The sequence below is a fragment of the Nitrospirillum bahiense genome (assembly GCF_007828025.1).
Taxonomy (GTDB): Bacteria; Pseudomonadota; Alphaproteobacteria; order Azospirillales; family Azospirillaceae; genus Nitrospirillum; species Nitrospirillum amazonense.
Window position 1 is genome coordinate 1 of record NZ_VITO01000023.1, and the last position, 13,161, is coordinate 13,161.

Genomic DNA, 13,161 nt, shown 5'->3' on the forward strand with positions numbered 1-13,161 from the left:
TGCCTGCCACCGCGTCTGGTAGCTTACCCGACGCGGCCTCATTCAAGTTACAAGGATAGCCAAGGCCACGGATGTGGCCGCCCGGCGCCTGAGGGAAAACTAAACAGTCACGTCCAGCATCTGGCCGCGCCAGGGGTGGGCGCTGCTGCGGGCGCGGACGGCGTTGGCGCCGGTGTCGGTCGACTGGCCCGTGTCGGTGCCGCTGCGGTTGTCCTTGCCGGCTTCCGACTTGCCGGTGGGCTGGGCGGCGTTGGCCGTCTGCGTCGCCACCGGCTTGGCCGCCCCTTGCGCGCCCGCGACAGCCGCCAGGAACGACGGGTTCTGCGTCGGCGACTGCTGCTGCGGCGTCAGTACCGGGGTCGGCACGGCCTGGGCGGTGATGGGCGGGACAATCATGCGAACGACTCAACGCCCGCTCCATGGGCAAGTCAATATGGCCCTCAGGTATAGGGCCTGGTGCCGCCATGTGCCGAGCGCGGGTGTGATGCCCGGCTTGATCAGGGGGTGAGCAAGGTGTGATTGGCTAGAAAAGCCTTTGTTTCAGAGAAAAGATCAGGTGCCAATCTTTGCCCATAGTACAGAGAGCCGGTCGTCGTCAAATGGACGAAATCCAGGTAAACCGGTGTATCGCCCAACGCCATGATGCATTTCTCCGCGCCCCCACAGACAACGCTGGTCGTTGAAATATACCGTACCTCACCGCCCTTGAAATGCTGCGCCAGCAAACTGTCCAAGTCTTTGGAAACAGATCTATTGAGATCGTTTCCGGGGAAGATGGATCGGTCTCCCTTCTGTCGCCTTTCTGTCAGGATGGTGGGCACGGGCCTCAGAAACATTTCAGGCGGTCCCAACACGATGACGGACACGCCGGCCTCCTTCAGGCGAAGGATGGTCTTGTCCAACTCTGGCAGCATGCTTTCCACCCAGGCGCCACCGAGGATGACCCGTTGGGGTTTGTGGGACAGGATCATCTGAAAAGCCAGATGATTGAATTCCAGACAGTTGGGCCGCTTGGGAACCACAAGGTCCAAAATGGGCGGACATCCTGAGCTGGTCAGTTGGCCCAGGGTGGCGCCGTACTCCTGGGCGCGCGGAGCAAGGCCGTGATACAAATGGGCCAGCGTGCTGTCGCCCCACAGAATGGGATCCGATGGTTTCTGACCCAGGCAGCTTTTCTCATCGAAATCAGAAACGTGATTGTCGATGTCGATGAAGCACGTTCCCTTCCTGATGCCTTTTAGGAAGGCGTCAATGGTGTCCTTGCCGGCCATCACCTCGCGTGCGCTGTCGTTGAAACGCGACGGGTAGCCTTGATTGGCGATGACCAAGCCCCCGAAGGCGAGCACGGGTAGGGCGGTGCCCACGATCAAAGCCGGGGCGAGCTGCCCCCTGACGCGCCTTCTTATGAAGGGCTGCTCTATGAATTGATAGCTTAGCCACGCCAGGAAGGTGCACGTGATCAAAGAGACAGCGATATAGATCGCGGAATCCGCGCCTGGTGCGAGATGCCGCCACAATACCAGGACGGGCCAATGCACCAGGTACAATGAATAGGAGATGTTGCCGATGAACTTGAACGGCCCTGATCCGATGAAGCGGGACAGGGCGGTTTTCCCATTTTCCCCACCCCAGATGACGAGGGCGGTGCCAAGACAGGGAATGAGGGCGACAACCCCAGGGAACGACATGGCTTCGTCGATAAGCGCCATGCTGAGGATGATCAGCAGGAGGCCGGCGTAAGATATTGGCGCTACCATTTTGGGAGCCAGGACCACCTTATTAGCCACCGTCGCCAGTATGCAGCCAATCAACAGTTCAAAGGCCCGAAAAGGCAGCAGATAGAATGCCGCGTCAGGGTCATGATTTCTTACAATCAACTCTCCGATCAAAGAAAATAGGAATAAAAATAATAATACAACCGGAAATCTCTTCGGGAAAAGGCGAGTCAATATCAGGGTGATTGGCGGATAGAGGAGGTAAAACTGTTCCTCAACGCCCAGAGACCAATAGTGAAGGAGGGGGATATCGGTGGCTGCAGGCGCGAAATAACCCGAAGCGGTATAAAAATAAATATTTGGAACGTATATCAGGGAAAATATCGTTGATTTTCCGAAGTCGTGAAGCTGGTTCGGGCCCAAAATACTGTATGAAATAATAGAAGTTATAAATATTGTAAAAATGGACGCCGGAAGAATTCGAATTGCGCGCTTTTTGTAAAAAGATGTAATGGAGAAATTTTTATTCCCTATATCTTTATTTATGCTTAATGATATCAAAAATCCAGATATAACAAAAAACATATCTACGCCAACAAACCCTCCAGACAAATTTGTTGCGCCAAAATGAAATAAAACGACGGCGATTATGGCGATTGCGCGCAATCCCTGAACGTGCGGCCGAAATCCAATGCGGCTATTTTCTTGGTCGATATGTTGCAAATTAACACCTTTAACTTCTAAAAGAGATAATAGATAAACACTCTGCAAAAATTCGTAAGACGACAAAGGGAAGATCGTTCAACCATTTAATAAAAGCATCAGACCTTGCATCTCTACGTCGGTGCTACGAACACCATTGTGGACCAGTTAGAATATGGTGCGCGAGAGAGCAAGCGGAAAGTTGATTTGCAATCTGAAGGACATCCAGCGCCACGTTTTATGGCGGGGATACCAGATGAACAGGACGTCGGCGATTGTCTGGATGGATGCGCAAGCCTGCGCCCGGCCGCCGCCAAAGGCTCAACCGAATGTGTAATGCACCTCGACAATGCCCGGGTCGTCCGGATAGTCGGTCTGCTTGAAGCCCAGGTCGCGGCACATCTGCAGCATGGTGACGTTTTCGCGCAGCACTTCGCCGAACACCTCGCGGATGCCGCGGGTGCGGGCGTAGTCCAGGATGCGGGTCATCAGCAGATAGCCCAGGCCCTTGCCCTTCATGTCGCTGCGCACCAGGACGGCGTATTCCGCCTTCTCGTTGTCCGGGTCGGCGGTGATGCGTACGGTGCCGAAGATGGCCTCGTCGCCCGGGCGCAAATCCGACCCTTCGGCCGCTGGTGGCGCCGGGTCGGGGGCGATGGCGACCAGGGCCATCTCGCGGTCATAGTCGATCTGGGTCAGGCGGGCGGCCATGGCGCGCGACAGGCGTCGCATGGGCGCGAAGAAGCGCAGGCGGATGTCCTCGATGGCGGTGCGGGCGATCATGTCATGGATCAGCGGCTCATCCTCCGGCCGTATGGGCCGGATGAGGAACTCGCGCCCATCATGGATTTGGACATGCTGCTCCAGCCGCTTCGGATAGGCGCGGATGGCCAAGCGCGCCGCCCCCGGCTCCAGCGGTGGCGCCACGCGGATGCGGGCGTCCAGGGCCATGACGCCGTCCGCCCCGGCGTACAGCGGATTGATGTCCAGTTCCTGGATCTCGGGGAAGTCGATGACCAGTTGCGACACCTTGTTCAGCGTCAGGGCGATGGCCGTCAGGTCGGCCGGCGGCCGGTGGCGATAGCCCTGCAGCAGCTTGTGGACGCGGGTGCGGGCCATCATGTCGCGCGCCAGGTTCATGTTCAGCGGCGGCAGGGCCAGCGCCTTGTCCTGCACCACCTCCACCTCCGTGCCGCCCTGGCCGAACACCAGCACGGGGCCGAACAGCCGATCGTCGGTCATGCCCACGATCAGCTCCACCGCCCCCGGCATGTGGGCCATCTGCTGCACGGTGAAGCCTTCGATGCGGGTGCCGGGGGCTGCCGCGCGGATGCGGGCCAGCATGGCCTCCGCCTCCAGCCGCACCTCGTCGGGCGCCAGGTTCAGGGCCACGCCGCCCAGGTCCGACTTGTGGGTGATGTCGGGCGACAGGATCTTCAGGGCCAGCCGGCTGTTCCGGCCCGGCATGGCCAGCCGGCGGGCGGCCGCCTCCGCCTCCTCGGGGTTGGCGGCGGTCACCGTCTCCACCACCGGGATGCCATAGGCGCGCAAGACCTGCTTGGCCTCGTACTCCGACAGCCAAGCGCGGCCCTCGGCCAGGGCCTGCTCGATGGGGACGCGGGCCGCCACACCGTCATACACGAACTGGTCCGGCACGGTGGACGGCACCTCCATCAGCTCATCCTGGTTCCGGCGGTAGCGCACCAGGTGCATGAAGGCGCGAATGGCCTCGTCCGGGGTCTGGTAGCTGGGGATGCGGTTGGCGGCGAACAGGCGCCGCGCCTCCACCGCCGCCCCCTCACCCAGCCAGTTGGCCAGCACGGGGAAGCGCTTGCCGCGCAGGGTATCGATGACGGCGCGTGCCGCCTCCCCACTGTCGGCGACGGCGGTGGGGCAGTTCATGACCAGGATGGCGTCGCAGCCCTTCTCCTCCAGCAGCACCGCCAGGGCGTCGGCATAGCGCTTGCCGTTGGCGTCGCCCAGCAGGTTGATGGGGTTGCCGTGGCTCCAGGTCGGGGGCAGCAGGTTGTCCAGCTTGGCGATGGCCTCCGGCGACAGCTGGGCCAGGCGGCCGCCCTGCTCGATCAGGCTGTCGGCGGCCAGCACGCCCATGCCGCCACCGTTGGTCAGGATGGCCAGGCGGTCGCCCTTGATCTGCACGCCGGTGGCCAGCGTCTCCACCGCGTCGAACAATTCGCTCAATTCCCCCACGCGCAGCATGCCGGCGCGGCGGAAGGCGGCATCGTAAATGGCGTCGGCGCCGGCCAGCGAGCCGGTGTGGGAACTGGCGGCGCGCGCCGCCTCGTCCGACCGGCCGGCCTTGATGACGATGACAGGCTTGGACCGCGACGCCGCGCGGGCGGCCGACATGAACTTGCGGGCATGGGCGATGGCCTCGACATACAGCAGGATGGCGCGCGTGTGCCCGTCTTGGGCCATGAAGTCCAACAGGTCGCCGAAATCCACGTCGGCCATGCCGCCCAGCGACACCAGGTGGGAAAAGCCGATGCCGCGCGGCGTGGCCCAGTCGACGACCGAGGTCACGACGGCGCCGCTCTGCGCCAGCAGGGCGATGTCGCCCCTCAGCGGCGGCACGTGGACGAAGCTGGCGTTCAGGCCGTTGCCGGGCGCCATGACGCCCAGGCAGTTGGGCCCGACCACGCGCAGCAGATGCGGCTTGGCGGCGTCCAGCACCTGTTGCTGCAGGGCCTTGCCCGCCTCCCCCAGCTCGGCGAAGCCGGCGGTGATGACCACGGCGGCTTTGGTGCCGCGCTCGCCCAGCTGGCGGATCAGCTCCGGCACGGTGGAGGGCGGGGTGCAGATGACGGCCAGATCCGGCACCACGGGCAGCGACGCCACGTCGGGATAGGTGAGCACCCCCTCGATGGAGCGTTCCTGCGGGTTCACCGGCATGATGGGGCCGTCGAAACCACCGGCGAACAGGTTGCGGGCCACCACCGCGCCCACGGTGTGGGGGCGGCGGCTGGCGCCGATCAGGGCGATGGATGACGGCTTGAACAGGTGGTGCAGGTTGCGGATGGTCATATGGCCTTCCTTCTGTCCTCTGCCGTTCCCCGATGCCGGATTGGGCTTGAGGGCCGACCATAGCAGCGCCCGGTGGCACGGCCATGACATGTCTCAAGCTTTCCGCCAGCCTAGCCGCAACGGCGCCCCCGACCAAGGCTGGTGCGGCACTCCTTGGCGATAGGTCAGGTGGCTTCCCGATTTTGGAAGGGACCGAAGACACGCAAGATTCAAACGTTGCCGGCCGTCTGATTGTTGTCCGTATCAGGTTCGACCCGGTACATCACCAGATAGCCCTCCACCGGACGCTCACGGATGCCGGCGTGATCGCCCACAGGCCATCGGCAGGGAGCGGTCTTCAGTTCCTTGATGGCGGCGCTGATCCGGATAAGCCGGTTCTCGGCCGCGACACCGGCTCCCGGCTGCTGTAGCCAATCGCGGGCAGCCGCCAAATCCCGATTTGCGGCGTAAGTCATGATAAGTTTTCTTCGGGAAGAAGGCACCACGGTGAGGCTGCGGCCTTAGCGGCGTTTCAGCGGCTTTTGTGGTGGTTGAATATCCAGGTCTTCACCTTGGACGAGACGATTAAGCCAAGCATCCACTTCATCATCCTCGATAAAGCGACCGGTGGCCATATCCTCGAGACCTTCGCGCAGCAGCTCAGCCTCGTGCGCGAACTGGCGCTGCGTCGCGCCAGCTTGTGATGTCCGCGATGCCGCTGCCTTGCTGCCAGCCATGGTCATCTCCTTGCCGGACTCATATGGCATGTCTTTCATTGGATACTACCCCAATGCATATCCTCGTGACGAGGTTGCGAATGAGCGCTCCAGAAACAGCTGAGCCGTCGGAATTGCTTCCGGCGGCTCAGAAAAAACACGATCGAGGATCAACGTGGAACGCTTACTTCTGGGCGTTATAGCGCTCCATGGCGTCGCTGATCATCTTGGCGGCCTCGTCGGCGTCGCCCCAGCGGACGATGCGCACCCACTTGCCCTTCTCCAGGTCCTTGTAGTGCTCGAAGAAGTGGGCGATCTGCTCCACCAGGATCTCCGGCAGGTCCTTGTAGCTGCTGACGTTGGTGTAGAAGCTGTGCAGCTTGTCCACCGGCACGGCCAGGATCTTCTCATCCATGCCGGCCTCGTCCTCCATCAGCAGCACGCCGATGGGGCGCGAGCGCAGCACCACGCCCGGGACCACCGGGGTGTTGCTGACCACCAGCACGTCGGCCGGGTCGCCGTCGCCCGACAGGGTGTGGGGCACGAAGCCGTAGTTGGCCGGGTAGTACATGGCGGTGTGCAGGAAGCGGTCGACGTAGATGGCGCCCGAGTCCTTGTCCACCTCGTACTTCACCGGCTGACCGCCCTGCGGGATCTCGATGACGACGTTGATGTCCCACGGGGCGTTCTTGCCGACCGGGATCTTGCTCATGTCCATGGAAGTTGCCTTTGCGTCACGACAAACGGTTGAACCGTGATGATGGGTTCGGGGCCCGAAGGGGTGCCCGGCGCGGCGCAGTCTATGCGAGTGCACCTGCGAAAAAAAGCGGGCAAAGGATAGCGGCGCCGGATGGGCGCCCATGCGGGAACGCCCATCCGCAACCGCCATTCCCTTGGAAAGCGGGCCCGCTCAGATGCCCGCCACCAGCTGGCGCAGGTCGGCCTGCGAGCGCGCGCCGTAGTGGCTGATGATCTCGGCCGCGCAAATGGCGCCCATGGCGCCGCAGGCGGCCATGTCGCGGCCCCGGGTATAGCCGTAGAGGAAACCCGAGGCGAACAGGTCGCCGGCGCCGGTGGTATCCACCACCTTGGCCACCGGGGCGGCCGGCACGGTGACGATCTCCTCCGGCGTGACGATGACGGCGCCCTTCTCGCTGCGGGTCAGCGCCGCCACGGCCACCTGGCCGCGCACCGCCTGCACCGCGGCGTCGAAGTCGGTGCCGTACAGCGCGGTGATCTCCGCCTCATTGGCGAACAGCACGTCGACATGGCCGGCCACCAGGTCGCGGAAGCTATCCAGGTGGCGGTTCACGCAGAAGGCGTCGGACAGGGACAGCGACACCTTGCGGCCGGCGCCATGGGCGGCCGACGCCGCCTTCAGGAAGGCCTCTTTGGCGGCCGGCGGATCCCAGAGGTAGCCTTCCATGTAGGTGACCTGGGCGGAGGCGATCAGCGCCTCGTCGATGTCGGCCGGCGTCAGTCGCACGGCGGCGCCCAGGTAGGTGTTCATGGTGCGCGCGGCGTCCGGCGTCACCAGGATCAGGCAGCGCCCCGTGGGCGTGCCGTCGGCCAGGTCGGTGGTGACGAAGCGCGAGCCCACCGCCTCGATGTCGTGGCGGTAGACCTGGCCCAGCTGGTCGCCCGCCACCTTGCCGATGAAGGCGCCCTTGCCGCCCAGCATGGCGATGCCGGCCATGGTGTTGCCGGCGGAACCGCCCGACATCTCCATGCCCTGGCCCATCTTGGCGTACAGCGCCTCGGCCTCGGCCGTGTCGATCAGGCGCATGCTGTTCTTGTCCAGGCGGTTGTCCGCCAGGAAAATGTCGGTCGTCTGCGTGATCACGTCGACGATCGCGTTGCCGATCCCAACCACATCCAATTCAGCCGTCACTTAAAATCCTCCGGATCGGCGAAAACTTGGGGCCGCAGTATAGAGATGGGGCCGCTTGCGGCAAGCGCGGGGGCATACTACCTAGGATGCTGAGATGATCCGCGCCCTGTTCCGCACCCTGGCCCAAGCCTTCGATCCCGCCCTGCTGCGGGTGATGGCGCGTTCCTTCATCCTGACGCTGCTGTCGTTCATCGTGCTGGGGGTGGCCGTGTCCTGGGGGCTGGACCGCCTGCATCCCACGGGCAAGGCCTGGCTGGATCCCCTGATCACGGTGGCGGGCGCCCTGGGTGTCGTGGCGCTCGCCTGGTACTTCTTCCTGGTTGTGGTGGCGGCCATCGCCGGCATGCTGCTGGAGCCGGTGGCCCGCGCCGTAGAGCGTCGGTGGTACCCCACCCTGCCGCCGCCGCGCGACGCCGGCGTGATGGAAGAGGCCGCCATCGCCCTGCGGTTCACAGTTCTGCTGGTCATCGTCAACGTTGCCGTGCTGCCCTTGTGGCTTTTGCCGCCGGTGGGTGCCGTGGCCTATCCGCTGGCCAACGGTTTCCTGCTGGGGCGCCAGTATTTCGACCAGGTGGCGGTGCGCCGCATGCCCCCCGACCAGGCGCGTCTACTCCGTCTGCGCTATAGGGGGCGAATTTTTTGCGCAGGCCTCATTATTGCCTTTATTTCCTTGCTGCCTGTTGTGAATCTGTTCGCGCCGGTTCTGGCGACGGCCTTCATGCTCCACCTGTTCGGCGGTTTCCTGCCCACAGGCGGAACGCGAAGTCCGCTGCCGGTCGCATCCCGGGCGAACTCATAAAAAGAACGACCTTCAACGACTTGTCCGGCTCCCGAACGGGGCCGGGCCGGCCGCGCGACACGAAGATTTGGGGACAACGCCGATGTTCCGACGTAACCGACCGAACCTGGGCCCCGTTGGTGGCGACCCGGCCAAGCCGGCCGACCTTCGCACGCCTGTTCCGGTGGCTGAGCCCACGCCCCCGGCCCCCCCGGCCGTGGAACCCGTTTCCGAACCGGAGCCTCCATCCAATCTGGCCGCGGCCAGCAGGGGGCCCTTAGACAAGGGGATCGATATGCAATTCAAGACGCCGACGCCCGGCCCCACACCGACGCCGGGTCAGCCTTCGCTCGGCCTGGGGAACAGCGGCCTTGGCGGCGGCGGCTTGGGCGCTGGCGCCACGCCGGTGCCGGCCACCCCCGCGACCCCGGCGCCGGCCGGCGCGGCCACCGGTGGTTTTCGTAGTGACATTCCCCGTCGTGTCGTGGAAATTCCCGGCACGCCGCCCCGGCGCGTCGCCCCCACCGGTACTGAAGGAAATGCCCCCTTGCCTACCAACGACATGCGCAAACTGATCGTCGGCCGTGAGATTTCCCTGTCCGGTGAAATCGCCGCCTGCGACATCCTGGTGGTCGAAGGCACGGTGGAGGCCAAGCTGCGCGAGGGCCGCGCCATCGAGGTGACCGACAGCGGCCTGTTCAAGGGCTCGGTCGAGATCGACGAGGCTGATATCGGCGGTCGTTTCGAAGGCGATATCTCCGTGCGCGGCACCCTGCGTGTCCGCTCCACCGGCCGCATCCAGGGCAACATCCGCTACGGCGTGCTGGAAGTGGAACAGGGCGGCCTGCTGGTCGGCACCATCGAGACGCTGACCGGCGAATCCCGGGCCCGCCCGGTGAAGGAAGTCGAGGCCGTGGTGGCTACGGGCACTGAGGAGTAAGCCTCGCCGCCCGCCTGATTTTATGGGCCGGTCCTTCAGGGGACTGGCCCGTTTCATTTCCGAAACGACTTAAGCCGTCAGTACCGTCTTGGCCTCATAGGCGCATAGGTCGATGACGCTGCACACGGCGCAGTCGGGCTTGCGCGCCTTGCAGATATAGCGGCCGTGCAGGATCAGCCAGTGGTGGGCGTGCAGTCGGTAAGCCTTGGGCACCACCTTCACTAGCTTCTCCTCCACCGCCTCCACCGTCTTGCCCGGTGCCAGGCCGGTGCGGTTGGACACGCGGAAGATATGGGTATCGACGGCGATGGTCGGCTCGCCGAAGGCCACGTTCAGCACCACGTTGGCCGTCTTGCGGCCCACGCCCGGCAGTTCCTCCAAATCCTCGCGCTTGCGCGGCACCTGGCCGCCGTGCTTCTCCAGCAGGATTTCCGACAGGCGGATGACGTTGGCGGCCTTGGTCTTGTACAGGCCGATGGTCTTCACATGGTCCCGCACCGTGGCCTCGCCCAGCGCCACCATGGCCGCCGGGTTGTCGGCGATCTTGAACAGCGCCTTGGTCGCCTTGTTCACGCCCACGTCCGTGGCCTGGGCCGACAGCACCACCGCCACCAGCAGGGTGTAGGGGTTCACATACTCCAGTTCCGTCTTCGGTTCCGGATCCCGCTCCGCCAGCCGGCGGAAGAATTCCTCGATGTTCGCGCGTTTCATATTCTTGTTCCTCAGACGCCGGCGGCTGCGTCCGCAGCCTTGGCTCATCCTCGCTGCGCCCTTCGGTACTCGCTCCGGCGGCCGCAGTCGCGGCCTAGGGTTAAAGGGCGTGGCGGTGCTGCACTGCCCAGTCGTGCGGCGGGCCGGCAAATCTACGGGTGGCGGGGCGGGCGGATCAAGCGGGGCACTCCCACGCAGGGGTGCCGTGGAAGGCGTCGGCCAGGAAGTCGATCAGGGCGCGGACCTTGGCGCTGACATGGCGGCGGCTGGGGTAAACGGCCAGGATGTCGATGTCGGGGATGCGGTGGTCCGGCAGCACCGGCACCAGGCGGCCGGCGCGCAGATCGTCGCCGATCAGGAAGGTGGGTTGCCAGATGATGCCCTGTCCCGCCAGGGCCGCCGCGCGGGCGGTGTCGCCGTTGTTGGTCATCAGGCGGATGGGGATGCGCACGGTGACGGGCTTGCCCTCCGGGTCCAGCAACACCCAATCCTCGGGCACGCCGGTATAGCTGTAGGCGACGCGCACGTGGCTGGCCAGGCAGTCCGGCGTCTTTGGCACGCCGTGGCTGGCCAGGTAGTCGGGCGCCGCGCACAGCACGTTGCGGGAGGTGGCCAGCTTGCGCGCGGCATAGGTGGGCGACCCGCCGCGCGAGATGCGGATGCCCAGGTCGAAGCCCTCTTCCACCATGTCCACCACCCGGTCGGTCAGGGCGATGTCCAGCAGCACGTCGGGATACTGCGCCATGAAGCGGGGCCACAGCGGTGCCAGGTGGCGGATGCCGAAGCTCAACGGCGCGTTCACCCGCAGCCGCCCCCGGGGCTTCAGTGTGGTGGCGGATGCCAGCGCCTCCGCCTCCGCCACCTCTTCCAGGATGGTCTGGGCGCGCTCGTACAGCGCCTCCCCCGCCTCGGTCAATGACAGCCGGCGCGAGGTGCGGTTCAGCAGCCGGCTGCCCAGGTAGGTCTCCAGCTCGTTGACATAGCGGGTGACGTTGGCGGGGGAGGTGTTCAGGGCGTCCGCCGCCTTAGCGAAGCCACCCCGGGCCACCACCGTGGCGAACACCTCGAACGCGCGCAGCCTATCCATGGGGCACCCTTGTCATTATTCAGGAAAGATGAATCATAAGGTCACTTTCGCCCCATCGATGCAAGCGTCGCTGAAAGGTAAACCTTTGTCTGTCAGCGGCGCGACCGTCGCGCCGACCCCAGCATCGGAGAGAAAAATGGCTCGTTTGCAGAACAAGGTCGCCCTCGTCACCGGCGCCAGCTCGGGCATCGGTCGCGCCACCGCCAAGCTGTTCGCCGCGGAAGGCGCCAAGGTCGTGGTCGGCGCCCGCCGCCAGGCGGAACTGGACAGCCTGGTGGCTGAGATCACCGCCGCCGGCGGCCAGGCCGCGGCGCTGGCCGGCGACGTCCAGCATGAGGACTATAACCGGGCCCTGGTGACCCTGGCGGTGGAACGTTTCGGCCGCCTGGACATCGCCTTCAACAACGCCGGCACCCTGGGTGAGACAGGCCCCAGCACCGGCGTGAGCGAGGCCGGTTGGGCCAACACCCTGGCCGTGAACCTGACCGGTCCTTTCCTGGGCGCCAAACACCAGATCGCCCAGATGACGAAGAACGGCGGTGGTTCGGTGGTCTTCACCTCCACCTTCGTCGGCCACACCTTCGCTTTCCCGGGCCTGGCCGCCTACGCCGCCAGCAAGTCTGGCCTGATCGGCCTGACCCAGGCGCTGGCCGCCGAGTTCGGCCCCCAGGGCGTGCGGGTCAACGCCGTGCTGCCGGGGGCCGTGGAGACCGAGATGTACCACGCCGCCAACGACACGGCGGAGAAGCGCGACTGGGTGAACAACGCCCACGCCTTGCGCCGTGCCGGCCAGCCGGAGGAACTGGCCCGCGCCGTCCTCTACCTGGCGTCGGACGACTCGTCCTTCGTCACCGGCACGGCCCAGCTGGTGGACGGCGGCATTTCGATAACCCGTAGCTAAGGTGTGCGTACCCAAGCGCGGACAGCATGACCGGGGCCTGACGCCCTGCATGGGGCGGCCTTTACCGGGTGGTGAGGCCGCCCTACTGTTTTGTCCATGATCCATGACGAAACCACCCTGAGGCAGACCTGGCTCAGCGTCATCCTGCGGCCCCACCGCAGCCTGTCGCCGAAGGGGTTCCGCATCCTCATGGGGCTGGTGGCGGCGGTCAGCTTCGGCGTGGGCCTGGTCTTCTTCCTGCGCGGCGCCTGGCCGGTCATCGGTTTCTGCGGCGTGGACGTGCTGGTGATCTACCTGGCCTTCCGCGCCAGCTACCGTTCCGCCCGGCTGTATGAGCGGGTGGAACTGACCGACCAGGCCCTGACCGTGGAGCGGGTGGAACCCCGCCGCCCCAGCCGCAGCTGGTCCTTCATCCCCTATTGGCTGCGCGTCCACATGGACGATCCCGCCCAACACGACAGCCAGGTGGTGCTGACCAGCCACGGCAGGCGTCTGGTGGTGGGCGCCTTCCTGCCGATGGAGGAGCGGGTGCAGGTGGCCAGCGTCCTCAACCAAGCCCTGGCGAAACATCGCCAAGGCTTGGTTTAGCGTCCCTCAGGCGCCGGGCGCCAGCATCCGCTGGCTTGGGCTTATCCTCAGTTTCCAGTCCGCTCCGCTGCCCGGAAACCTCCGGCGGCCGCGGTCGCGGCCTTGTCG

Annotated in this window: 13 protein-coding genes; 4 read left to right on the top strand and 9 right to left on the bottom strand. The window is 64.8% G+C overall.

Annotation, left to right across the window (positions count from 1 at the left end):
- Positions 1–99: 99 nt before the first annotated feature.
- The 7 genes from FBZ88_RS24745 to FBZ88_RS24775 form a co-directional block, all read right to left on the bottom strand.
- The gene (locus tag FBZ88_RS24745; RefSeq protein ID WP_145619735.1) at positions 100–396 is read right to left on the bottom strand and encodes a hypothetical protein; all 297 of its coding nucleotides are present in this window, start codon (positions 394–396) and stop codon (positions 100–102) included.
- A 101-nt stretch (positions 397–497) separates the two neighbouring features.
- Entirely contained in the window at positions 498–2,504 is a 2,007-nt protein-coding gene (locus tag FBZ88_RS24750) for an acyltransferase family protein (protein ID WP_186464590.1), read from the bottom strand.
- A gap of 234 nt (positions 2,505–2,738) precedes the next feature.
- The gene (locus FBZ88_RS24755) at positions 2,739–5,462 is read right to left on the bottom strand and encodes a bifunctional acetate--CoA ligase family protein/GNAT family N-acetyltransferase (protein WP_145619737.1); all 2,724 of its coding nucleotides are present in this window, start codon (positions 5,460–5,462) and stop codon (positions 2,739–2,741) included.
- Between the two features lie 209 nt (positions 5,463–5,671).
- The gene (locus FBZ88_RS24760) at positions 5,672–5,917 is read right to left on the bottom strand and encodes a type II toxin-antitoxin system RelE/ParE family toxin (protein ID WP_145619738.1); all 246 of its coding nucleotides are present in this window, start codon (positions 5,915–5,917) and stop codon (positions 5,672–5,674) included.
- Positions 5,918–5,962: 45 nt separating this feature from the next.
- Positions 5,963–6,178 (bottom strand): hypothetical protein, encoded by a 216-nt coding sequence (locus FBZ88_RS24765; RefSeq protein WP_145619739.1) that lies wholly within the window; start codon positions 6,176–6,178, stop codon positions 5,963–5,965.
- Between the two features lie 163 nt (positions 6,179–6,341).
- Positions 6,342–6,875, bottom strand: a complete 534-nt coding sequence (gene ppa / locus FBZ88_RS24770) for an inorganic diphosphatase (protein ID WP_004271346.1) — start codon at positions 6,873–6,875, stop codon at positions 6,342–6,344.
- Between the two features lie 192 nt (positions 6,876–7,067).
- Positions 7,068–8,048, bottom strand: a complete 981-nt coding sequence (locus tag FBZ88_RS24775; RefSeq protein ID WP_145619740.1) for an adenosine kinase — start codon at positions 8,046–8,048, stop codon at positions 7,068–7,070.
- Between the two features lie 94 nt (positions 8,049–8,142).
- Between FBZ88_RS24775 and FBZ88_RS24780 the strand changes: the two genes are divergently transcribed.
- Together FBZ88_RS24780 and FBZ88_RS24785 are read left to right on the top strand one after the other, a co-directional pair.
- Positions 8,143–8,847 carry an EI24 domain-containing protein gene (locus tag FBZ88_RS24780; RefSeq protein ID WP_145619741.1) on the top strand — a complete coding sequence of 235 codons (705 nt, stop codon included), beginning with the start codon at positions 8,143–8,145 and terminating at the stop codon, positions 8,845–8,847.
- 274 nt (positions 8,848–9,121) lie between these two features.
- The gene (locus FBZ88_RS24785; protein ID WP_145619742.1) at positions 9,122–9,766 is read left to right on the top strand and encodes a bactofilin family protein; all 645 of its coding nucleotides are present in this window, start codon (positions 9,122–9,124) and stop codon (positions 9,764–9,766) included.
- Positions 9,767–9,835: 69 nt separating this feature from the next.
- On the opposite strand, the gene nth is transcribed toward FBZ88_RS24785, so the two are convergent.
- The gene (nth, locus tag FBZ88_RS24790) at positions 9,836–10,477 is read right to left on the bottom strand and encodes an endonuclease III (protein WP_088870468.1); all 642 of its coding nucleotides are present in this window, start codon (positions 10,475–10,477) and stop codon (positions 9,836–9,838) included.
- A 175-nt stretch (positions 10,478–10,652) separates the two neighbouring features.
- Positions 10,653–11,564, bottom strand: a complete 912-nt coding sequence (locus tag FBZ88_RS24795) for a LysR family transcriptional regulator (protein ID WP_145619743.1) — start codon at positions 11,562–11,564, stop codon at positions 10,653–10,655.
- A 136-nt stretch (positions 11,565–11,700) separates the two neighbouring features.
- On the opposite strand from FBZ88_RS24795, the gene FBZ88_RS24800 reads away from it, so the two are divergent.
- Together FBZ88_RS24800 and FBZ88_RS24805 are read left to right on the top strand one after the other, a co-directional pair.
- Positions 11,701–12,465 (top strand): SDR family oxidoreductase, encoded by a 765-nt coding sequence (locus FBZ88_RS24800; RefSeq protein WP_145619744.1) that lies wholly within the window; start codon positions 11,701–11,703, stop codon positions 12,463–12,465.
- A 96-nt stretch (positions 12,466–12,561) separates the two neighbouring features.
- A complete protein-coding gene (locus FBZ88_RS24805; protein WP_145619745.1) occupies positions 12,562–13,053 on the top strand; it encodes a DUF2244 domain-containing protein in 492 nt (163 codons plus the stop codon).
- Positions 13,054–13,161 lie beyond the last annotated feature (108 nt).

Coding starts and splice junctions, on each gene's coding strand:
- FBZ88_RS24745 (WP_145619735.1), bottom strand. CDS start 396: ATGATTGTCCCGCCCATCACCGCCCAGGCCGTGCCGACCCCGGTACTG.
- FBZ88_RS24755 (WP_145619737.1), bottom strand. CDS start 5,462: ATGACCATCCGCAACCTGCACCACCTGTTCAAGCCGTCATCCATCGCC.
- FBZ88_RS24760 (WP_145619738.1), bottom strand. CDS start 5,917: ATGACTTACGCCGCAAATCGGGATTTGGCGGCTGCCCGCGATTGGCTA.
- FBZ88_RS24765 (WP_145619739.1), bottom strand. CDS start 6,178: ATGGCTGGCAGCAAGGCAGCGGCATCGCGGACATCACAAGCTGGCGCG.
- ppa (WP_004271346.1), bottom strand. CDS start 6,875: ATGGACATGAGCAAGATCCCGGTCGGCAAGAACGCCCCGTGGGACATC.
- FBZ88_RS24780 (WP_145619741.1), top strand. CDS start 8,143: ATGATCCGCGCCCTGTTCCGCACCCTGGCCCAAGCCTTCGATCCCGCC.
- FBZ88_RS24785 (WP_145619742.1), top strand. CDS start 9,122: ATGCAATTCAAGACGCCGACGCCCGGCCCCACACCGACGCCGGGTCAG.
- nth (WP_088870468.1), bottom strand. CDS start 10,477: ATGAAACGCGCGAACATCGAGGAATTCTTCCGCCGGCTGGCGGAGCGG.
- FBZ88_RS24795 (WP_145619743.1), bottom strand. CDS start 11,564: ATGGATAGGCTGCGCGCGTTCGAGGTGTTCGCCACGGTGGTGGCCCGG.
- FBZ88_RS24800 (WP_145619744.1), top strand. CDS start 11,701: ATGGCTCGTTTGCAGAACAAGGTCGCCCTCGTCACCGGCGCCAGCTCG.
- FBZ88_RS24805 (WP_145619745.1), top strand. CDS start 12,562: ATGATCCATGACGAAACCACCCTGAGGCAGACCTGGCTCAGCGTCATC.